This window comes from Desulfovibrio sp. (assembly GCF_018379785.1).
GTDB lineage: Bacteria > Desulfobacterota > Desulfovibrionia > Desulfovibrionales > Desulfovibrionaceae > Desulfovibrio.
The window spans coordinates 1-21785 of the sequence record NZ_JAGZUV010000045.1 but is presented as its reverse complement, the minus strand read 5'-3'; the positions used below and the strand labels follow the sequence as shown (position 1 = coordinate 21785).

Here is a 21785-nt window from a genome sequence, read left to right as displayed (position 1 = left end):
GAAAACCTCCGCCGGGGGCTCATGTAACAAGGTTTTATAGCAGGGATTGCGGCAGGTTGAACGTGCAGACCCTGGGATCAAAGGGGTTCATCTTGTTTCTGAACTGGATCAGGAACTGGGCCCATTTGCCCTGCTGCTGCACTTCGATGAGGCAGGTGTTGCCCTCCTGGCGCTTGATGCTGCCGCCGCGCAACAGGCGGAACAGGGCCCACTCGCCTCGGGTGGTCGTCTGGCTGCTGATGCCGTGCAGATCTATGGTTTCCAGCATGGCCTGGGAGGCGCTGTCCGGGGGCCAGGTAAACGAGGCCCCCTGCACCGGGCCGTGCATGTAGCTCAGATGCCTGCCGTCCGCGCGCAGGTTGACCTGCTTGAGCGTGGCGTCCAGGGCGTGGGGTTCCATAAGGAAGGTGATGCCCAGCTCCCTGCCGGACATGAAGAAGGCTTCCTGCACCCGGTTGGCCTTTTGCAGGTTGATCACCGCCTGGCTGGAAAGCGGCATGTACCGGCCCATGATGGGACGCAGGGTGCCCGTGCGGGTGATGAAGGGCCGCAGATAGGTTTCGTGGAAATTGTCCAGCACGCCGCCGCTGCGGAAAAAGGCGGCGAAATCGTCCAGGTTGGCGTCTCTGGCCGCGCCGGGATCAAAGGGATAGCGGGCGTTCAGATTTTTGTCGTAAAGAGCGATGACCCGTTCCTGGTAGGCCTGGTTAATGGTGCGCGCGCCCCTGTTGAGCATGTCGCGCAGACCGCCCGCGGCCACGGTGGCGTACCAGCCGCGCACCGGCGCGGGCAGGCGGCCCACGGCGCTTTCCAGGATGCGCAGGGTGTCGTTTTTCTCGTCGGCCAGGTCCAGCAGGGCATGCAGCACGCGCTGCTCGCCCTGGTCGCTGGAAATGATCCCGGCGAAGTATTCCCCGGCTCCGGTCATGGCGTCCTGCACGGCCCGCAGAGCGGGACCGGGATTGCCCTGCTCGTCCAGCAGGCTGTCCAGGGGCACGAAATACTGCCGCACGGCCTGGGCGTCTCGCTGGGCCGCCTCCAGGGCGTCGCGATGCAGTTGCTCGGCGCTCTTGGCCGCCTGTTCGGTCAGGGCGCGGGCCATCTTGCCGCCGGTCTTGGAGGCCAGCTTCTGTTGCAGCTTGCGCTTGCCTTCCTCCTGCGCGGCGGCCTGCACGGCTCCGGGCTCCACGTTTTCCATGATCAGCCGGGTGTTGGCGCGTACCTCCCGCAGCGCCAGCACGGCCGGGGGCATGCCGGGCGTGAGCTCCTCGGCCAGCTTGCGGGCGTCGGCCATGCTGGCGGGCATGCGCACGCTCAAGTTCTTGAGGGCCTGGCTCCAGGAACTGGTATAATCGCGGAAGTACATGGTGCGCACTTCCTTGTAGACGTTGTTCATGTCCAGGGCGCTGAGCAAAATGGGATTGGCGCCGAAAATCCAGGTTTCACCCGTCAGATTGCGGATGATGACCGGGCAGCGGCGGATGAGATATTCCTCGTAGCCCTGGCGCGTGTACAGATAGTCCACGGGCTGGGTGTCGCCGTTGAAGGGCGACTGGCCGATGGCCGCGCGGAAGGTGAAGGGCGGTTTGCCGCTTTCCCCGGCTTCCTCGCGCAGGCGCTGGTAGGCCAGTTCCGCCAGAGGAATGCGCAGCAGGGCCTTGCGGGCCCGGTCCACCAGCTCCGCGTCGGGCTCTGCGGGGGTGATGCCGTGCGCCAGAAGATAGTCCATATGGCGGCGCAGATCCGCCTGCACCGGAGCCTGGCCGGAATAGTCCTCGGACCAGACATTGGCCAGCCAGGGATCAAGGAATTTACGGTTGATGTGTTTGGGCTGGCAGAGCATGAGATAAGCCCTGAGCGCGTTTTTGAGTTCCATGGGATTGTTCAGGGCCGCTTCCACGCGCCGGGCCGCGGCCTGGCGCACCGGCGGCATGAGCCGCGCGTTGAGCGTACCCAGGTAGGCCTCTTGCGTGGATTTCCGGAAAACGCGCCCCTGGTAAAGGCCGAGGCCGTAGCCGATGGCTGAATCCTCCTCCGGGTCATAGACGAAGGTGGCCTTCTCGATAATATTCAGCTCCGGCAGGGGCGTGCGGGACTCGTTGACCAGAGGGGCCTTTTTCTGCGCTCCGGAAAATCCGGCATAGGCCGCGTCCAGGGTTTCCACCCGTGAGTAATTGTTGATGAAACTCACCCCGAGGAAGGTTCCGGCCAGCAGAAAGAGCGCCGCCGCTGCCGCCTGCAGCCCGTAGCGGCGCAGACGCAGGGCCCAGATGTGTTCTTTGTCGGCATTGGCCAGGCGCGCTTCGGGAATGATCAGGCCTTCCAGCAGGCGCAGCAGGAAAAAGCCTTTGGCGTAGTCGCCCACCGTGGCGTTAAAGCCGGTCTGGTAGCTCAGTTCTCCTTCCCGGGCCGTGGCGGCCACGATGTCCTGGGCCGAAAGCGCGCTGGAAAAGAAAAATCCCCGGAACATGACCGGACGGTGATAACGCGAGGGACCGAAGGCCTCGGTGATGAACTCCTCCATGCGCGAACCCAGGGCCGCCAGTTCCTGCGGAAAGCGGAACATTTCGCCGCGCGAGGGGACGTCCCGTTCCTGATGGATTTTGGTCACGATCTGGGCGTTGAGGGTCTGCATGAGATCCTTGAGTTCCGCGCGCACGCTGCCCGCTTCCATGACGTCGGACCTGGCCGGGCAGCCGAAGATCTGCTCCCGTTCGGCGCGGGAGAGATGGGCGAAAAACTGCGCGAAGCCCGGCACGGCGTCGCACTTGGTAAAGACAAGGTAGACCGGCACATAGGTGCGCAGGCGCTTGAGGGCTTCGCTGAGCCGCTGGCGGATGGTGCGGGCCAGATGTTCGCGCCGGGGCGCGTCGTTGTCGATGATGTCGCGCATGCTCACGCAGACGATGATTCCGTTGAGGGGTCTGGCCGGGCGCACTTTGAACAGAGTGCGCAACAGGGCGGTCCAGACCTTGTGGGCCGGAGAATCCGGGCGGCTTTCGGTATAGGCCCCCGGCGTGTCCACAAACAGGGCCTCGTTGCTGTAGAGCACGTCGCAGTGCTCCGTGGCTCTGAGCTGATAGAGGTGCCTGTCCGCCTGCTCGTTGAGCGGGAATTTGAGGCCGGAATTGAGCAACACCGAAGTTTTGCCGCAGTTGCCGCTGCCCAGCAGCAGATACCAGGGCAGGGCGTAGCGGGAACGGCCCTTGGGACCGTAAAAATTGGAAGTGGTGACGGTTTTGACGGCGGTCTTCAGGCGTTCCCTGACGTGGCGCAGCTCGTCGCGCAGCTGCATCTTGTGCTCTTCAGCCTGTTCATGGGCCCGGGCCGCGTCGGGATCGGCAAGCTCCTTCCTGCGGCGGCGCGAGGCTGAAAGAGCCACAAAGAGCCCCCAGCAGAAAATAAGCAGCACCGTGGCGACCAGGCGGGCAATAACCCCCTCCAGGGGAACATATCCCGCCACGGCCACCAGCGGTCCCAGCAGCCAGACCAGCAGGATGAGCAGCAGGACAAGGCCCAGGGCGAGCACCCACGGGGTTTTGAGCGCGTGCAGAAGGCTGCGGAAAAAGCGGGCGATCATGGGCGGACCTCCGAGGCGGGCGTGACAGGCGTATGGGACGCGGCCGGGGTGGGAACGGCGGTATTGTCCTCAGCGGCGGCCGGAGCCGTCTCCGTTTGCGCTGTGGCTCCCTGCGCAGCGGCCCGCGCGGGCGCGTCGGGCGTAAAGGGCGCGGAAACCGGGGCATGCCGGGCGAACTGACTGAGCAGGGGTTCCGCCTTGCCGTTCAGCGTATGGGAGAAGCCCCAGAAAATGACGGCAATGCCGAAGGCCAGCACGGCCCCGATGAGCCAGAGCGGCACATAGGCATAGGTTTTGTTCTTGTGCGGCTCCACGCTGATCTTCTGGGCCAGATCCGGGCTGGGTTCGCCGCGCAGCAGGCGAATCTGCCTGTAGAGCTGGTCGCGCAGGGATTCCAGGGCCAGCGGGCCCCGGTCCTGCAAACGGTATTTGCCTTCAAAGCCAAGACTCAGCAGCAGGTAGATCAGTTCCAGCAGATACAGCCTGCTGGCGGGCTGCTCCATGGTGCGGCCGAGCACGTCGAAAAATATCTCGCCGCCCCAGGTGTCCTGGTGAAAGGTGCTGAGGAGGGAATGATGCTGCCAGTCGCCTTGAGCGCCCGGAATGGCCGAGGTGGTGACGCTCTCGTCCAGAGCCGTGCAGAGCAGGTATTGCGCGGCATTGACCTGGGCCTCGCTGACGCCCAGAGCCGCGGCCTGGGCGTTGAAGCCCCGGATTTCAGCTTCCAGGCGGATGCGCAGTTCTTCCAGATCGGCTTCACGCGCGTCGCGCAGGCGCACGATTTCCAGCAGCAGATGGGAGGCCGCGTTGACCAGGGGATTGAGGCCCGGCGTGTATTCGTCAAAGGAGGTCTGCTGCGCCAGATAGGGCACATGGCGCGGGGCCTGCTTGCCGGGGGTCACGGCCACGGCCGTGAAGGGCAGTTCGGCGCTTTGGGAACGCGGCTCCTCGGTAAAAAGCACTACGGTCTTGTCCGGATCGGTAGCGGCGGCTTGCTGCGGCATGCTTTACTCCTTGATGGCCCAGAGTTGCAGGATGAGCCCCGGGAACGTGCCCGACACATGCAGGGCGCAGCCGGTGGAGGCTTCCAGCTGCGCCCGCTGCTGGGAGGTGAAATCCAGCTGGAAATAGCTTTTTCCCGCGTGGAAGGGGATCTGACGGGGAGCCACGGGCATGGGATGTATTTTCACGCCCGGCAGATGCGTGTTGACCAGCTCGCGAATGTTTTCGGGCGTGCCGATCTTGATCTGCTTGGGCAGCAGGGCGCGCAGGCTTTCCTGATCCATGTCCGCCTGCGCCACCAGGACGAAGAGTGCCGTGCTGAGCAGATTCTTGTCGTGGATCGGGGCCAGCTGGACGTTGTTCTTGCGCTGCTGCAGGGAAAGGAGCACGGCGTGCTGCTCCAGCACCATACTCAGGGCGTAGCGGGCCTGCTCCATGAGCGCGGGGAAACAGTGGTACTGAGCCCCGTGGTCATAGTCCGCAAGGTCGTTGGGACGTTTGCCCCGCTCGGAAAAAGTGGACAACTCGCCCGCCAGAGACAGCAGCAGGCGGTAAAATTCTTCGGGGTGCAGGCCCGGCGTCCTGTCCAGATGCCGGAACAGGGGCTCCATGCGGTTCAGGCACTGCAACAGCATGAAATCGCCCAGTTCGGCGGTGCCGGTCTGCCCGGCGCTGCTCACGCGATTGGCGATGTGGTCGGCCCGGTGGGTCAGCAGGCCGATGATCTCGCGCAGATAGCCCGTGAGCGTGGGCGAGCCCTCCAGGTGCAGAAAGGTGGGCATGAACTCCTTGTCCAGAAGCACGCTCTTGTCCTGGCGGCACTCCACCACATGGGCCACGGGCATGGTCACGTAGCCCTTGAGATCCGAATCCTCCTCGAACATCAGGCGCATGTCGAAGCGCCCGCAGAGGATGCCCGTCTCGCTGCTGTTTTTCTCCTTGTAGGCATTGTGGTCGCGGATGCGCAGGGGCGTGCGGATATAGCGGGTGGAAAGCCCCGAGGTTTCCTCGTCCCTGGTTTCCGCGCCGCCTTCCACGGCCATGGGCAGGGCCAGCATGATCCTCTTGCCGGTGAGCCCCGGCGCGATGTCCAGGGAAAGCGGCGGCTGACCGTGCCCGATCTCGAAAAGCGTGCCGTCCGGCAGCATGCCCGCCGCCTTGCTGAGCACCACCTTGCCGAGGCTGAGGTACTGCTCGTCAATGAGGAATTCGGTAAAACCCCAGGCATGGGGTTTGAGCATGGCTCCGCGCATGCGCAGCTGGGCGTCCACATGGCGGTCCTGCTGCTGAAAATGCACGGGGCTGACGCCCATGCCCTCGGTCCAGATAACCCGTTCAGGAAGCATGCCTTATTCTCCTGCGATACTATCCGGCCTCACGGCCTTGGCGGAACACAACACGGCTGCCGCGCGTCTCAGCGGGCCGTCTTCATGGGCGGCACGGCATAGGGCGCGGGCGCGGCCCGGCGGGAGCGGGGCCGCGTGTCGGACGTTCCGGCGGCCTTCCCGGCGGCGCGGGTCTCCTCGGGCTCGGACATGCCGGGCACGGCGTCCATGTCCTCGGAAGGCATGCGCCGGTTCCGCTCCAGCACATCCGGGTCCGTCTCCGGCGCGGGCCTGGGCGGCCCGGGCGGAGTTTCGTCCTCGTAGCTGGTCAGGGTCTGATCCGGCGAAGGCTCGGTCCTGACGGCCGTGCGGGCGGCGGGGAGTTCCGGCTCCGGTTCGGGTTCGTGTTGTTTCAGGGCTTCTTCCGGATCCCAGTCCTTGGCTCTGGATTCGGGAATGACGATGATGCTGGCGTCGTTGAGCTCCAGGGCGATCAGGTTCTTGCCGTCGGCGTTGATGGGCCGCAGGGTACGCCAGCGGGCGCGGTCCATTTGCCGGAATCCGGCCACAATGCCCAGAAAACGCGCGTCCGGACCGGGCAGATAGGTGATGGAGCGCGCCTCGCCGGGCACGAAGACCAGCTCGTCCGCTGCCAGGATGTCAGCGCCCAGCGTCTGCATGGGCTGGTCAAAGAGATTCTGGAAGTCGGCCTGGCGGAAGGCCAGACCGCGCCGCAGCTCATAGACCTTGACCACCACCGGCGAAGGACGGCCCGAAAAATCCGGATTCACATTGGCCTGGCTGGCTACCAGCAGTTGGGCGCGCCCGCCGGAGCAGGCCGTCAGTGCGCAGATCGCCGTCAGTGCCGTCAACAACAGTGCGAATTTTTTCATTGTTGTGCTCCTTGCTTGGGACGCGCGTCCAGCGGGTTGAGGGTCCGGCCCTGCATTTCGTAGGCGCGGGCGAAATCCTGCAAGAGCAGGGCTTCCATGCCGTCATGATCGTCGCGCAGAGCGCGGTGCATGCGGATGAAGGTCTGCCAGAGGCGCGCTGCCCGGCCCAGGCGCACCGGGCCGTTGATGTCCAGGCGGTTTTCCACGGCACGGGGCGAAATTTTGTCCAGCAGCGCCGCGCTGGCGGCGCGCGCTCCGGCCAGCAGGCCCATGTGGTGGCGGTGCAGATCGTTAAAGCCGTTGGTCATGGCCTTCACCGAAGGCATGACGCCCTTTTGCGGCGGCCCCAGCAGCGTCGCCAGGGCGGCTTCGGGCGAAGGGCTGAACTTCAGGGGATTGTTGTTGACCGCAAGCCCCGTGCTGGTGGCCGGAAGGCGCAGCTCGTTCTTGCATTCGGCGCGGTTGTGCAGGGCGCTGGTCATGCCGTCCACGGCGGCCGTCAGCAGTTCTGCGGCCAGCTTCAGCACGCGTTCCCGCTCCTTGGGCGAGGAAGGCGGCTCGGCGAAACCCAGGGCCTTGAAAAAAACGTCCGTTTCCGGCACCGGCACGGAGCGACTTTCCGGCGCTGTTTGGGGCGCCGCGGCAGCCGGGGGTTCAGAGTCGGCCTGCGGCGCGCCTTCCGCTGTTTCGCCGCCGGGTTGGCGGGATTCGCCGTTTTCACCGTCGTCATCCGGTTCGGCGTCCCAGTTTTCAGGGATCAGCTCTTCCTGCTCGGGCACGGCCACAATGGGCTGCAATCTGCCCAGAAGCGGATCCGTGTGGTCCGCCGGCAGAACCGCCTTGGTCTGGCGCCCGCTGAGCAGGTCGTCATACTCGCCCATGCGTTTGCGGGCCACGAGCTCTTCTTCCTGCTCCATGGCCGTAAGGGGATTCAGGGACAGGCCCTTGGGGCGGCTGAGAATATCTTCCACGTCTTCGGGGGAACCGGCATACGCGCCGGGGTTGTGCAGCAGGCGGGCCATGATCGTGTACGCGCCGATGATGAAGCCCTCGCCGTGTTCGATGCGGTGGCGGCTGTCCCTGCCCACGGGTTCATGGGCCAGGGAGAGAAAGACGCCGTTGGCGCTGACGTCCTCAAGATAGAAGTGCCCGTCCTCAAAGGTGATCAACGCGTGCTGGCGGGAAATTTCACGCGATCTGTCCGGCAGAACCCATTCGCATTCCTCCGAACGGCCGATATAGCCCCCGGCCTCGCCGAAAACGTGCGAAACGGGAAAATTGGCCGAAAATTTCTGCCTGCTGACGATCTCAAACATAATATCCATAGGGCGCTCCGGAACGAGAGAGTTGCCGCCGCTGAGGACGTGAGGCTTCCGTATTGTGGGGCGGGGCCAGTTTTTTCAGCTTGGAAACCAGCGTGCTGCGCGGCAGATGCAGTTCCCTGGCGGCCTCGGCCACATTGCCGGAGCAACGCGCCAGAGCCCGCTTGATGAGCTTTTCCTCCAGCAGGCGCAGGTTCCGGGCCAGACCGCCGGACCGGAGGTCCTCCTCTTCCGCGGCGGGGGATTCCACGGGAGAGAAGGCCTCCGGCGTCAGGCGGCCGGCGGCGGGACCGGCCATCACGGCCGCCGCCTGAATGCGGTTGCAGAGCTGGCGCACATTGCCCGGATAGTCCAGGCCGCCGAGCAGACGCAGGCTCTCGGACGTCAGGCTCAAGCCGGGGCGGCGCAGCGTGTCGCGCATCTGAATCAGAAAATGTTGGGCCAGAAGCGGAATGTCTTCCGGCCGTTCGCGCAGGGGGGGGATGTGGATGTGCAGCCCGGCCAGGCGGTGGTAGAGGTCAGACCGGAACGAGCCGGACTCCAGGACTTCGCGCATGCTTTTGTTGGTGGCGGCAATGATCCGGATGTCCGCCGGAAAGGTTTTGGAGCTGCCCAGGGGTCGCACCTGGCGGTCCTGGAGCACGCGCAGCAGCTTGGCCTGGAGTTCGGAAGGCATTTCGCCGATTTCGTCCAGCAGCACGGTGCCCCCGTGGGCGCTGCGCAACAGGCCGGGATTATCGCTGTCCGCGCCGCTGAACGCGCCCTTGCGGTGGCCGAAGAGCTCGCTTTCCAGCAGATGCGCGGGCAGGGCCGCGCAGTTGATCTTGATGAAAGGGGCCGCGCGTCGCCGGCTGGCCGCATGCAGGGCCGAGGCCGCCACTTCCTTGCCGGTGCCGGTTTCGCCGGTAATCAGCACGGCCACGTCCGTGGGCGCGGCTCTGGCGATCTGCTCGCGCACCCGCAGAGTCGCCGGGCTCTTGCCCAGAAAAAAGGATTCCACGATGCGCAGGCATTGGGAACCCTGTTCCAGGCGCGACAGATCCTCGTTCAGGCTGTGCAGCAGCAGATCCTCTTTTTGCCGTTGGAGGTGGGCTTCCAGCAGAAGCGCGCCCAGATCGCAGAGCGGCTGCGGATCAATCGCCGGGGCACGGTCCCGGCCAAAGCCAAGCAGCAGGCCGCCCAGGGAGCGGTTTTTCCAGGCGGGCAGCGGCAGGGCCGTGAGGCGGGCGGCGGCCTTGTGCGGGCGCAGCAGATCCAGAGAGGGAAAGGCGGCGTTTGGTATGCCGTCGCGCACCGTATACTCCGTTCCGGTTTGCAGGGAAAAGCAGACAGGATCCTGACTGCCGAGCGGCAGGGAATGCCCGTGGGGCGCGCTTGCGCCCGCGCCCGCGTGCCACACCGCGCGCAGCAGCAATTCCGTGCCTGTATAGTCCAGCAGAAAGACGCCGCAAAAATCAGCCTGGGCGGCGGTTCCGGCCAGGCGCGCCAGGCAGACGGCGGTTTCGGCCAGATCGGCGCAGGCCCGCAATGCCGTTGCGGCGGCCGGAGGTTCCGTGGGCTGGGTTACGGGATTCACGGCCTGGCCTCCGGCGCGCAGTTGAAAGCGCCGTTGGCCGCATCCAGGGAAACGCGCAGGCCGCGCGGCGCGTTTTTTTCCTCCAGCAGGGAGGAAAGCAGGGCGGCGGCGATGCCCGGCAGCAGATGGGCGTTGATGATGTGGTCGATATTGCGCGCGCCCGTGTCCACGGCGTCGCAGGAGGCCGCGATATTGTCGGCCACGGCTTCGTCCCAGAGCAGGGGGATGCGGTGGCGCTCCATCAGGCGGCGGCCCACGTGCTCAAGTTTCATGGCCGTGAGTTCCCGCAGCGTGTCCTTGTTGATGGCGGCATAGGGCACCACGGTCATGCGGCCCAGCAGGGCCGGGCGGAACGCCTGGGTCAGCACCGGGTGCAGGGCCGCGCGCAGGGTTGCGATGTCGGGATCTTCCTCTTCCTCGCAGAGGGCGGCCACAATATCGCTGCCCAGGTTGGAAGTCAGAAAGATCAAGGTATTGCGGAAGTCCACCTCGCGGCCTTCGCCGTCGGCCAGCACGCCCTTGTCGAACATCTGGTAAAAAAGGTGTAGGATGTCGGGATGGGCCTTTTCCACTTCATCGAAGAGCACGGCGGAATAGGGCTGGCGGCGCACCGCCTCGGTGAGACGGCCGCCTTCGCCGTAACCCACATAGCCCGGAGGAGAGCCGATCAGCCGGGAAATGGTATGCTTTTCCTGAAATTCCGACATGTTGATGCTGATCAGTAGGCGTTCGCCGCCGAAGAGGGCGTCGGCCACGGCCAGAGCGGTTTCCGTCTTGCCCACGCCCGAAGGGCCCACCAGCAGGAAGATGCCCGTGGGCTGGGTGGGGCTGTTCAGACCGGCATGGGCGGAGAGGATGGTTTTCTCAATGATTTCCAGGGCCTGATCCTGGCCCTTGATGCGCTCGCGCAGGCTTGTGCCCAGGTGCGAAAGCGCGGCGTCGCCCGCGCCGTCCAGTTTGCCCGAGGGAATGCCCGTCCATTCGGAAACGATGCCGGTCACCAACTCCGGGCTGACCTCGTGAAAAACCAGGGGAGCGCCGTTCTGGATTTTACGCAGTTCTTCCCCGAGCACGACCGAGCTGATGCTTTGGTCCTCTTCCGCGGCGGTCCGGGTTTCAGTCTCCGGCGCCTGGGCGGCGGCTTCGGATTGTCCGTCTTCATTCGCGGCGGCTTCGCCGGCGTGCTCCACGGCCCGTTGTTTCAGAATGGCTTCCACCATATCCAGTTCGCGCCGCCATTGCGCCTCCAGATCCTCCGCGCGCGCCGCGAGCTCGGCACAACGCTGTTGCAACGCGGCGTGCCGGGTTGCGCCGTCCTCGGGGCAGCGCGCGGCCACGCCCTTGCAGCGGTCGCGTTCCAGGGCGTCCAGCTCGCGCCGCAGCGTGGCCAGTTCTTCTTCCAGGGTTTCCAGAATCGGAGGCTTGGCGCCCAGGCTGACCTTGACGCGGGCGCAGGCCGTGTCCAGCACGTCGATGGCCTTGTCCGGCAACTGGCGGCCGGTAATATAGCGGCCCGCCAGCTCGGCCGTGCGGATCACGGCGTCGTCGCGCACATAGACCTGATGCGCCTTTTCATAATGCGGCACAATGCCGCGCAGGATGGTGACCGTGTCCGCCAGGGAGGGTTCGCCCAGTTTGACCGGCTGGAAGCGCCGGGCCAGGGCCGCGTCCTTTTCAAAATATTTCTTGTATTCGCTCCAGGTGGTGGCCGCGATGGTGCGCATTTCGCCGCGCGCCAGGGCTGGCTTGAGCAGATTGGCCCCGTCGCCGCTGCCCGGCGTATTGCCGGATCCCACCAGGGTGTGGGCTTCGTCGATAAAGAGGACCGTAGGCACTGGCGCGGATTTGACCTCGTCAATGACCGCCTTGAGGCGGCGCTCGAACTCGCCCTTGACGCTGGCCCCGGCCTGAAGGCGGCCCATGTCCAGGCCCACGATGCGCACGCCCTTGAGGGAGTCGGGCACGTGGCCTTCCACGATTTTCAGGGCCAGTCCTTCCACCACGGCGGTTTTGCCCACGCCGGGATCGCCCACCAGAATGGGATTGTTCTTGCGGCGGCGGGCGAGAATATCCACCACCAGACGGATTTCCGGGCCGCGCGCGAAAACCGGGTCGATTTTGCCGTTGCGGGCTTCTTCGGTAAAATCCACAGCGTATTGGGCCAGAGCCCCGCCCCCGGCTTCGCTCTCATTGCGCTTTGGTCCGGCGGGATGCCTTTCTTCGTTCAGGCCTTCCAACTGGCGGAACAGGGCGTCGGCGGATATTTCCTTAAGTTCCCTGTAGAAGGGCAGCGCGCCGTAGCGCACGGGATTGCGCAGCAGGGCCAGCACCAGCGCGCCCGCGTTGATGCGCTCCTGCCGCAACTCAAGGGTGGTCAGCAGATAGGCCTCCTGCAACAACTGGTAGAGCAGGGGGGAGAAGGACGGACGGCCCGTGTGACGGCCCGCGGGCGGGCGGTTTTTGGCCAGAATTTCGCGCAGGATTTCGACATTGCGCTCAAATTGGGCCAGAATGTCCCGCATATCGTCCAGCGGCAGCAGGCATTCCATATAATCGTCAATGGTGATTTCATAGCCGCCGCGCGCGGCGCAATTGACGGCGGCCTGTTCCAGGGCCTCCCGGCAGGGGATGTCCAGAGCTTCAAACAGGGCGGCGAGGCTGACGGTGGACATGGCTCACAACTCCCTGTGATCGGTTTCAAGCGTCACGACGCCGTTGCCGCCTTCCCCGGCCCACACGGACCAACCCAGGCGGCACTGATTGTGTTCTTCCAGCCGCCAGGGCCTGATTTCAGCGGGCAGCAGGCGGAGTTCCAGATCAAAGTCCAGGCGGGAGCGCAGCACGAATTTGACCAGGGTCTGCAAGGCGGTGAAATCCTTGCCGCAGGGCAGAAAATCGTTGAAGCGCTCCCAGGTGAGATCCGTCACCCGGATGCGGAATTTGCCCGTCTGGTCCGGCACCTCGCTGCCGAGGATGAAGTCGAGATTCAGGCAGTCGTTGGCCGCGCCCAAGCGGGTTTGCTGGTCTTCGGGCACGGCTACCCAGCGCCGGATGCAGGGCACGATGGTGATGTGCTCATGGCGGAAATAGTGGCGCAGAATGCTTTCCAGCGACCCGGCGGATTCGCCGTTAAAGGCGATGAGCCCCATATAGGCCATAAGCCGGGGCCAGTTCAGGCTTTTGGCCCGGCGCAGGTCGGCATGCCCCAGCCCGATGAGCCCGAAGAAGCGGCTGGAGAGCCTGTCCGTGGCTCCGGACTGGTACTGGGCATAATAGCGGTATTTGTGCCAGGCCTCGTAGAGGAGATCGATGAGGCGCTGGTGGAAAAGATCAAAAAAGTCCCGCAGGGTCTCGTTTTCGTCCTGATGCTGGGCCACATGCTCGGTGAAGTAGGCGGGCAGGGGCGAAGCCGCGCCGTGCAGGCCCATGAGATTGAGCACCATCTCCGCCGTGGGCGGCCCGTCTTCCCTTTCTCCTTCTTTCAGGGCCAGGGCGGCAATGTCGCCGGGCGGAAAGGAAAGTTCCGGATTGACCCGGAAGCGGAAGGAGTCCGGCCCCGGTTCGTGACCCCCGGCGCGCATGCCGCGCGCCGCGATGCGCACCGCCTGGGCGAAAGCATAGGCCCCGGGCCGGGCCGTGAGGTCTTCCAGAACCGGAGCTGCGGGCACGGCGGAGGTCATAGGCTGATTCTCCCGAGCCGCGCGGGCCAGTGGTATTCCTCGCCGCGCGAAGCCTCCTCGATGGTCAGCTGATGGAAGCTGTTTACCGTGGCGTAGAGCGCGAAAAACTCATTGAGCACCGAGCCGAAAAGATACATGGCCCCCTCGGCGCAGAAGGCGCGCTGGTCCAGCACCAGACGGGTCCGCGCGCCGCGCACCGGCAGGCCGCCGTAGATGCGGTCCGATTCGGAGCAGTGGATGCGCAGCATGCCCTTGAGGGTTTTTTCCAGCATGCGGGCGCGCGGGCGGTCATGGCGGGCGCGGAAGTCATAGGCCACCAGCACGGCGCGCAGGGCGGACACGTCGGTGAGGGAGACGTAGTTCAGCGACATGTTGGATAAAAGCCGCCAGAGGATGTCCCCTTCCAGGGGAGGACTGAACGAGGGCACCACTGGCGTAATGTTGGCAAAACGGACGGCGTCCGGCGTGTTGTCGGCATGGACGCGGATGTCGCCCATGCGCAGTTCGTGGGGCAGAAGGCGGTTGGTGCAGGTCAGCTCCAGGGAAATGGTCTCGCCCTGGGGCAGGGCCGCGCTGTCGGCCGTGTGCACGATGGAAATGTAGGTTTCCGGGCATTCATCGTGGTGCGAGGGGCGCAGCCGCAGACGGTAGTAGGCGTGGTCGCCGGATTCGCCCGTGTCGTGCTCAAAGGACTCAAAGGAGAGATAGCGGCGGCTGTGCCTGTCGTCATGGCCCCAGGTGCCCACGCTGTCCACGCTGTACACGGCATAGTGATAGGGGCGGCGCGGGTCGGGCACCACACGGTATTCGCTTTGGCGCTGGTCCAGGGTCAGGGGCGAGGCGTCCATGCTGAAAAGGTTGACCACCGGCGTGCAGAAGAGATGCCAGTTGTCCGCCCGGAAGGATTCATACTGCTCCGGCAACTGGTCCAGCACGAAATGCAGCTCGAACTCCTGCGCGCCCGGAACGGTTTTGAGCTTGTCGCCGTTCAGGCCGCGCTCCAGGCCGGAAACTTCCACAAAGAGAAATTTTTCGGGAAAACAGAAATATTCCTGAAGAATGCGATAGCCGGGGAAGGTATTGGACGGGTAGGGATACATGCCCTCGTCTTCCCGGAAGCCCACGGCACGGATGGATTCCCTCGCGGGCAGAACGGCGGCGGTATGCTCCTCCAGCTTGGCGTCGTGCAGCACCACCCGCACTTCCCTGGTGCGCGCGACCATGGAAAAATAGATGGTGTGGGCGATGGCCGGTTCGCCGCTGATGAAAAAGCGGAGCCGTTCGAGCGGCAGATTTTCCAGGGACGCGCCCTGCGCGGCGATGCGCAGCACCAGACTGGCCCTGCCGTCGCGCTCGCGCACGCTCTGGCCCACAATGCGCAACGGCAGAATTTCGGTGTCGTAGACCGTGCGGAAGCGGCAGCGCAGCCCCCGCGTTTCCACGGATTCCACTTCCGTGCCTCTGGGGATGGTCACCGCGCCGGAGATATTGTCGCCGGGCATGTAGCGGATGACCGAAGCCGCCGGGATGGGCCGCAGATAGTTGGGCCAGAGCAGATTGAACAGGGAGTGGGTGATCTCCGGCAGCTCGTCGTCCAGTTTCTGGCGCAAGCGGCCCGTGAGGAAGGAAAATCCCTCCAGAATGCGTTCCACGTCGGGATCGCGCCCCGGCGTGTCCAGAAAGGGGGCCAGCGCCGGGTTGCGCTGCGCGAATTCCTTGCCCAGAGTGCGCAGGGCCAGCAGCTCGTCCTGATAGTAGACGTTGAAGCTCATACGCTGCCCCGCACTTTGTCGCCGTTCAGCGAGATGCTCCATTGCCAGGGCGCGGTGGTGCCGTCGGACTCCACCTTGAGCGCCGCGATGCGGAAGCCCATGGCAAAGAGCGATTCGGGCAGGGCCTGATGGCTGACTTCCACGTCGGTCAGGCGGGGCTCATAGCGCTGAATGCATTTTTTGACGGCGCGGCAGGTTTCGAGAATCAGTTCCGCGCGGGAGAGGGTCAGGTCGTTGAGGTCCGGGAGCCCGTAGTCCGGCAGGGCCTGCACGGAGCCCTGCCGCGCGGTGAGGAGACGCAGGAGGTGCAGACGAATGGATTCGTCCTCGCTCATGCGCGCGCCCTCATCGCCGCGCGTCAGACGGTCAAACAGGCTCCCGGCCATGACTCATTCCTTTTCCAGCTTGCCGACCAGAGACAGCGTGAAATATGCGCCCATGTACTTGAAGTGCGGGCGGATGCTCATGCTCACCCGGTACCAGCCCGGATCCCCTTCCACGTCGCTGACCGTGATGCTGGCTTCGCGCAGGGGGCGGCGGCTGCGGATGTCGGAGCTGGGATTTTCCTGATCGGCCACAAACTGGCGGATCCAGGTGTTCAGTTCCCGTTCCAGATCCACGCGTTCCTTCCAGGAGCCGATGTGTTCGCGCTGCAAGACCTTGATGTAGTGGGCCAGACGCGAGACAATGAAGAGATAGGGCAACTGCGCGCCCAGGCGGTAGTTGAGCTCGGCGGCCTTGCCCGCTTCGGAGATGCCGAAATACTTGGGCTTCTGGCAGGAGTTGGCGGAGAAGAAGGCGGCATTGTCCGAACCCTTGCGCATGGTCAGGGCGATGAAGCCCTGTTCGGCCAGTTCGTATTCGCGGCGGTCGGAAATGAGCACCTCGGTGGGAATCTTCATTTCGATGTCGCCCAGGCTCTCGTAGAGGTGCACGGGCAAATCCTCCACCGCGCCGCCGGAACGCGGGCCGATGATATTGGCCGCCCAGCGGTACTTGGCGAAACTTTCCGTGATGCGCGTGGCAAAGGCAAAGGCCGCGTTGCCCCAGAGGAAGTTGTGGTGGCTGTCGTCCACATTTTCCTTGTAGACAAAGGCCTTGACCGGGTTTTCGTCCGGATCGTAGGGCTGGCGCAGCAGGAAGCGGGGCAGGGCCAGGCCCACGTAGCGGGCGTCTTCGGATTCACGGAAGGACTGCCACTTGGTGTAGCGCGTGCCGCTGAAGATGTCCTGAAGATCCTTGAGGGCGGGCAGACGCTCAAAGCTGTCCTTGAGGCCGAAGAAACCAGGTGCGGCGGCGCCGATGAAAGGCGCGTGGGCCATGGTGGCGACCTTGGCCAGGTTTTCCAGCAAACGGAGGTCCACGGCCGTGGGCTCAAAGTAGTAGTTGCCGATCATGGCGCCCACGGGCTGGCCGCCGAACTGGCCGTATTCCGCAGTGTAGACCTGCTTGTACAGGTTGGACTGGTTGATTTCGGGCGCGTCGAGGAAGTCGTCCAGCAGCTCGTCCTTGGTCACGTTGAGCATTTCCACGATGACGTTCTCGCGGAAATCCGTCCTGTCGGTCAGCAGCTTGAGCCCGCGCCAGGCGGATTCCAGGGACTGGAAATCCGGATGGTGCAGAATGCAGTTCATGAAGGCGCCGAGGCGGCGGTCGATATCCGCGATCATGCGGTCGACCATGCCCTTGTTGACCTTTTCGTCCGCGTTGACGGGCTTGAGCATTTCTTCCACGACCGCGCCGATGCCGAGGCGCGCGTCTTCATAGCCGTCGTCCTGGGGGGTGATGTTGGTCTCGCTGATGATCTGCGCGAGCAGTGACCCCGCGTGTATTGTATCGTGCTGGCGCTCCTGTACTTGACTCATAACGGCATGCTCCTTGGAGATATGTGCGGCAGCAGGGCTGCCGGAGGTATCCGCGTTTCCCGGCCATGGGCGCCGGAGCATCATTCAGGCTGCTACGGGCTTCAGGCCTTGGGCTCCTCCGTCTTTTCGGGGGCCTGGGGCTTGTTGCCCGCGCCCTTGGCGCGTTTGGGCGGCGCCAGGGAAAGGTCCACCCCGGCCTCGGCCAGCTCGCGGCGGATTTCCTCGCGCTGGCGCGGATCCTTGACGATTTCCTCGAACGATTTGCGGAAGCTGGGGATATTGCCCATGGGGCCCTTGAGGGAAACCAGGGCGTCGCGGATCTGCATCAGCTTTTGCGTTTCCGGAATCTGGTCCAGGATGTTGCCGGGCTCGAAATCGCGCATGGAGTTGAAATCCAGCTTCACGGGGATGTCGCGCTCTTCGTCGCCGTCCTGCAGCATGTTGGGCACGGCGATTTCAAGGGTGAGCTTCTGGTTGGCCATCACGTCCGCGAAGTTGTTTTTGTTGATGGAAACAGGCTTGCGGTCCAGAAGACTTCTGGGGTCATGGCGCTGCAAAAAGTCGCCCATCACCATGACCTTCATGGGCAGCTCGATTTCTTCCATCGCCCCGCCGGTAGCCGGTTTGAAGGTGACGTTGATGCGCTCCTTGGGTGCGACGGACGATTCTTTCCTGGCCATGTGTGCCTCCGTTTATGGTTATGCTTCCTGCAACACGCCGACGGCGGTATCCAGGCTGAGCCAGTGCAGACGGCGGCTCATTTCCTCGGTTTCCGGGCCGCCCGGCTTGGTCTGGGCCGTAAGCAGCAGGGTGATGATCCGCGCGGAGAGTTCCGGTTCCCAATCCAGCAGATCCCATTGTTCCAATTGTCCGTACAGGGCTTGCAACAGGCGCCGGGCAGCGGATTTTTTGCCCGCGGCCAGGCAGTAGCGGGCCTGCAGCAGGCCGTGCAAGATGGTGGAGCGGTTGCGCCCCGCCGGGACGTTGCCCAGATGGCGCAACCCGGCATGAAAATCTTCCTCGATGCAGAGGGCGATGGCCTCTTGCAGGCGCGCTTCCTCTTCGCCGTTTTCAGCGGCGGGCGCGCGGCCCGGCGGCGGCACCTGGGGCTGGCCCGAGGGCTGTCCCTGTTGCAGGGCTTCCAGCCAGGGCACGATTCTGGCCGGGGCAAAGGGTTCGCCGTCCTTGAACTTGTAAGTCAGCAGCTCGGGAAAACGCCCCAGCAGTTGGGCCAGCGCGCTTTTGACGCTGTTGTGCGCGGCCGTAGCCTTGAGAGCCTCCAGGCAGCGGGCCACCATGTAATGGCCTTCCAGCCAGTACGGGGCCTTGGCGGCGGAGCGCTCCAGCCGGGGCAGCGCATTTTCAAACTGCTTGTTCTCAATGGCCGAGGCGTAAGCCTGGGCCTTTTCCCCGGGCACGCCGCAGGGCATCTGGGTGAGCCCCGCGTTGTCGGCGGGCGGCAGGTGCAGCAGGGTGCTCCACAGGGCCGTACGGTGCAGCTGGTAGGCGCGCTCATCGCGCATGTCCAGAGAGAGAAAATGCCCGGCCAGCTGCCTGGCCTGATCCATGACGTTGCGCACCAGCTGCGGCAGAACCGTGGGCGGCACGCGCCCGTCCGCGTCCATTCCGGCCAGGGCCGCGTGGAGAACCGGAGAGGCGCCCTGCGCCCTGGCAGCGGAAGCAGCCGCCTCTCCGGCTCTGGTTTCCGCCTCGCGTTCGGCAGCGGCCTCCGGCGTGACGGTAATGTTGCTGAAAATGCCCATGAACGCGGGAGCAAGATCGCCCGCTCTGGCCTCCAGCAGCTTTTGCAGGCGCTCGAGCTGGGCTTTGAGCAGAGCGACGTGCTCCGGCTTTTCCACGGAAAAGCCCGTACCGCCCGAGGCGTGTTGCAGACGCGCCTGCAGCCACTGCAAGGGTGCTATGCGGCGCTGCAGGCGCTGGGCTGGGGGGTGGAGGTTGTCCCAGTACTTACCAAGAAATTCATTGAGACAGGCCAGGGTTTCGGCGCAGTCGGCCAGGCCGTCCAGTTGGCAGGTGGCGTGGATGGCATAGGCCATGGCCCAGAGGTCCTTGCTCCGCGTGGAGAGGATTTCCGTAGCCATGTTGCGCACGGCGTCCCAGTCCGGGCCTTCGGTGGCGTGGAGAGAAGTGCTTTTTTCCACTTCATTCCGCAACGCCTCGAACTCCGGGGAAAAACTGACATCTTCCCCGCAGGGTCCGTTTTCAGGCAGGACCGCCTTCCACGCTTTAACAAGGTGCTTTACCATAACGCCCCTACGCGCCCCCCGGCGCAAGATACGGCGGCTGCGAGCGCGTGCCGGAATTGTTCAAAAGCCATTGCCCTGACTCTGAGCCGTGCCGGTCGCGAACAGCCTGGAAAGCAAGAAAAAAGCCAATCAATCGCTGTAAATGCTTACCGATATTTATATTAATTTTCAAATACTACTTTTTATTTTTAGTTGCAAGCCTATTTTTTGAGATTTGTATAAGATTCTCTATTCGAAGCGGCTGAAAGCCCGTCTGCCGCGACTTTGCGGGAAAGGGAACGGAACGGGAGAGATGGTCCTGGCGATGGTCCACGTTGGCCGGGCCGCTGACCAGCTCAATGCCGAACTCATACGGCTTGCAGGCCTCCTCAAAACTCGAGAAAGCGTACACGCCGAAGTCGCCGCTTTGGGCGGTGAAGTTGAACCTGGAGGCGTTGGCGGCAGGCATCTGGGCCATGGGAACTCCGGAGCCGAGGCTGCTAATTGATAATGACGTCGGGGCTGCCTTCGACCATATTGCCCGAGCCGCGGGCTGCCTTCGACCATATTGCCCGAGCCGCCGCAGTGGCTGGTTGCGTCGCCGAGACGCACCGCCGGAATGTTGTTGATGAGCACTTTGGGGCTGCCTTGCGCGGTCTTCCAGGTATTGGGACCGCAGCAAGCGCTGTGCACGCCGGGATCGCCCACGCGCAGGGCGGGCCTGCCGTCAATGAAGACGTCCGGCGAACCGCTGACGGCCGGTCCGGTGACGGTGTGCGGGCAGCAATCCTTGCCGTGGCTGTCGGCGGGGCAGAGGGCTTTGTCGCCTACGCGGCAGGCTGGGGGCATATCCACCTCCATTTCGTTGCTTTTTTACTGTTGTATGAGGGATTTTCCCAATTCCAGCACTTTTTCATCCACTTCGCCAGTCCATTCGATTTTTGTCACCGTCTCCAAAATGACAATGCCGAGATAGCCTTTTTCCCGATGAGAAAAATAAAAAAGCCAGGAATCGTTATCCGCCCTTTCAATGCGTTCCAAGGCCGCCAGACGCTCCAGCAATTCCGAGGTGATTTTGTGCCATGCTTCCTCCTTGGGTTTTTTCCAGCCGAAGGTCGGTTGTCCCGTGAAAGAAAAAATCATCTCACCGGGCCCGAAAAAATACTCGATATCACGCGAAATGGCCCATTCGCTGTCGCTGACGGAAATAGTCAGGGCTGTTTCATCCATGGTGACGGCATCCAATTCCACATCGGGCAAAAGCTGTTTTGGAAATAACGGCAAGGGAAATTCGGTGGGCATGGCAATTCTCCTCTGTATGAACTCAGTCGCTCTGCGCGGGACTTCCGATTCCTGAGAATCGCGAGCACCATTTGTCGGTCAGCTCCGGCGCGTATTTGAATCCGGATGCCGTTCCCTGGGCTGGCAAGTAAAGAACATAGGGGATGTTTTTCGCCCGGATGGGTTCGATGACCCGGCCGAGGTGCAGATAGGCCGGCAGGCTTGCGGGGTCGCCGTCAGCGCCCAGACCGGCCATGTCCCCGGCCTGGAGAACGGCCCCGCCCTCGTAAGGAAGCACCGGGTAGGGGGACATGTCGGCGGCAACGGCCCGCAGGCCGCCCAGCTTGTCCAGAAAAGCGTCGGAAAGCGCCACCAGCCAGTCGGCGCCCCAGGGGCCGTCGTAGAGGCCGGTCTGTCGTTCGCGGTTATACAGGCCCTCCGCCTCGGACTCGAACTGCAGGCCGGGATAGAGCATCAGCAGAGGCGTCAACACTCCGTACAATAACGGGCGTTCATCCATATCGTCGTACCATTTGCCCGCGAACAGGCCGCCGTGGGCGTGATGGGGCTGCAACACGGAGCTCCAGTGCTGCATGAGCGCGGGCAGATCTATGCTTCCCTCGGCCACGTCCTTCAGGGGAAAGCGGCAACTGAACGTGCTCAAATCATGCCCGTTGACGCCGTAGTCGGGGTTTGCCTGGGCCAGAATGGTAATGTCCGAGGCGTCCGTGCGTTTTTTGCCGCCGTGGTAAAGAAAGGAGTAGCCCTCGTCCTCCGGCTTGGACAAAAGCCAGTCGTGCGGCGTCATGTAGCTGCCCACGTTGCCGTTGAGTTTTTTCCAGGCTCCGGTGGCGGGATTCGTCGTCCAGGTCATCCGTGAGCCATAGACGGACATGTATTCGTCGAAAATTTGCAGCACGGCCTTTTTCTGCTCCGGGGTGGACAAGTTTACGGAGTAGAACATCAGATTGAAACAATAGGAGACAAGCACATTGCCGTTGTGCTCAAATACGACGGGCTCGGCGTCGAGGGTCAGGGAAGTCATGTTGTTTTCCTCATGTCTCATTACGGTGTATTGCGTTAAAATACTATATCTAGGGAACGGAGACCGGTGGCGAAAGAATTATGCCCGGTCGAGGCAGAATTTTGCCAGGGACGCTCGCGCCGCCCAGGCCGCCCTTTCGCATCATCAGGCCTGTTGCAAGATCAAGTATTGGTTTCAATTGCTGTTCAACACTCATGG

General features: G+C 63.6%; 16 protein-coding genes and 1 pseudogene. All 17 read right to left on the bottom strand.

From position 1 onward, the window contains the following. Positions 1–34: 34 nt before the first annotated feature. The gene (gene tssM, locus KH208_RS10335; RefSeq protein ID WP_291436044.1) at positions 35–3580 is read right to left on the bottom strand and encodes a type VI secretion system membrane subunit TssM; all 3546 of its coding nucleotides are present in this window, start codon (positions 3578–3580) and stop codon (positions 35–37) included. After that, a complete protein-coding gene (gene icmH / locus KH208_RS10330; protein ID WP_291436043.1) occupies positions 3577–4584 on the bottom strand; it encodes a type IVB secretion system protein IcmH/DotU in 1008 nt (335 codons plus the stop codon). Before icmH ends, tssM begins: the two co-directional genes overlap by 4 nt. 3 nt (positions 4585–4587) lie before the next feature. Further along, positions 4588–5928: a type VI secretion system baseplate subunit TssK gene (gene tssK / locus KH208_RS10325; protein WP_291436042.1), complete on the bottom strand. Its 1341-nt coding sequence runs from the start codon at positions 5926–5928 to the stop codon at positions 4588–4590. A gap of 68 nt (positions 5929–5996) precedes the next feature. After that, positions 5997–6800, bottom strand: a complete 804-nt coding sequence (tssJ, locus tag KH208_RS10320; RefSeq protein ID WP_291436041.1) for a type VI secretion system lipoprotein TssJ — start codon at positions 6798–6800, stop codon at positions 5997–5999. Continuing rightward, entirely contained in the window at positions 6797–8125 is a 1329-nt protein-coding gene (tagH, locus tag KH208_RS10315) for a type VI secretion system-associated FHA domain protein TagH (protein ID WP_291436040.1), read from the bottom strand. Before tagH ends, tssJ begins: the two co-directional genes overlap by 4 nt. Next, on the bottom strand, positions 8109–9698 hold the full coding sequence (locus KH208_RS10310) for a sigma-54-dependent Fis family transcriptional regulator (protein ID WP_291436039.1): 1590 nt from the start codon (positions 9696–9698) through the stop codon (positions 8109–8111). Before KH208_RS10310 ends, tagH begins: the two co-directional genes overlap by 17 nt. Continuing rightward, complete coding sequence (gene tssH, locus KH208_RS10305) at positions 9695–12370, bottom strand: type VI secretion system ATPase TssH (protein WP_291436037.1); 2676 nt, start codon at positions 12368–12370, stop codon at positions 9695–9697. The genes KH208_RS10310 and tssH overlap by 4 nt, the downstream gene beginning before the upstream one ends. A gap of 3 nt (positions 12371–12373) precedes the next feature. Beyond that, entirely contained in the window at positions 12374–13378 is a 1005-nt protein-coding gene (tssG, locus tag KH208_RS10300; RefSeq protein ID WP_291436036.1) for a type VI secretion system baseplate subunit TssG, read from the bottom strand. Beyond that, positions 13375–15150 (bottom strand): type VI secretion system baseplate subunit TssF, encoded by a 1776-nt coding sequence (gene tssF / locus KH208_RS10295; protein WP_291436034.1) that lies wholly within the window; start codon positions 15148–15150, stop codon positions 13375–13377. The genes tssG and tssF overlap by 4 nt, the downstream gene beginning before the upstream one ends. Beyond that, positions 15147–15536, bottom strand: a complete 390-nt coding sequence (gene tssE, locus KH208_RS10290; protein WP_291436032.1) for a type VI secretion system baseplate subunit TssE — start codon at positions 15534–15536, stop codon at positions 15147–15149. Before tssE ends, tssF begins: the two co-directional genes overlap by 4 nt. Before the next feature lie 3 nt (positions 15537–15539). Further along, the gene (gene tssC / locus KH208_RS10285; RefSeq protein ID WP_291436030.1) at positions 15540–17015 is read right to left on the bottom strand and encodes a type VI secretion system contractile sheath large subunit; all 1476 of its coding nucleotides are present in this window, start codon (positions 17013–17015) and stop codon (positions 15540–15542) included. A gap of 101 nt (positions 17016–17116) precedes the next feature. Beyond that, entirely contained in the window at positions 17117–17695 is a 579-nt protein-coding gene (gene tssB, locus KH208_RS10280; RefSeq protein WP_291436027.1) for a type VI secretion system contractile sheath small subunit, read from the bottom strand. An 18-nt stretch (positions 17696–17713) separates the two neighbouring features. Continuing rightward, complete coding sequence (tssA, locus tag KH208_RS10275; protein WP_291436025.1) at positions 17714–19282, bottom strand: type VI secretion system protein TssA; 1569 nt, start codon at positions 19280–19282, stop codon at positions 17714–17716. A gap of 175 nt (positions 19283–19457) precedes the next feature. After that, positions 19458–19739, bottom strand: coding sequence for a hypothetical protein (locus tag KH208_RS10270; RefSeq protein WP_291436051.1), 282 nt, complete (start codon positions 19737–19739; stop codon positions 19458–19460). 119 nt (positions 19740–19858) lie between these two features. After that, positions 19859–20122: pseudogene (locus tag KH208_RS15555) on the bottom strand (PAAR domain-containing protein); the annotation flags it as partial. 12 nt (positions 20123–20134) lie between these two features. Then, positions 20135–20563: a hypothetical protein gene (locus tag KH208_RS10260; RefSeq protein ID WP_291436023.1), complete on the bottom strand. Its 429-nt coding sequence runs from the start codon at positions 20561–20563 to the stop codon at positions 20135–20137. Between the two features lie 22 nt (positions 20564–20585). Continuing rightward, positions 20586–21587 (bottom strand): type VI immunity family protein, encoded by a 1002-nt coding sequence (locus KH208_RS10255; protein WP_291436021.1) that lies wholly within the window; start codon positions 21585–21587, stop codon positions 20586–20588. Positions 21588–21785 lie beyond the last annotated feature (198 nt).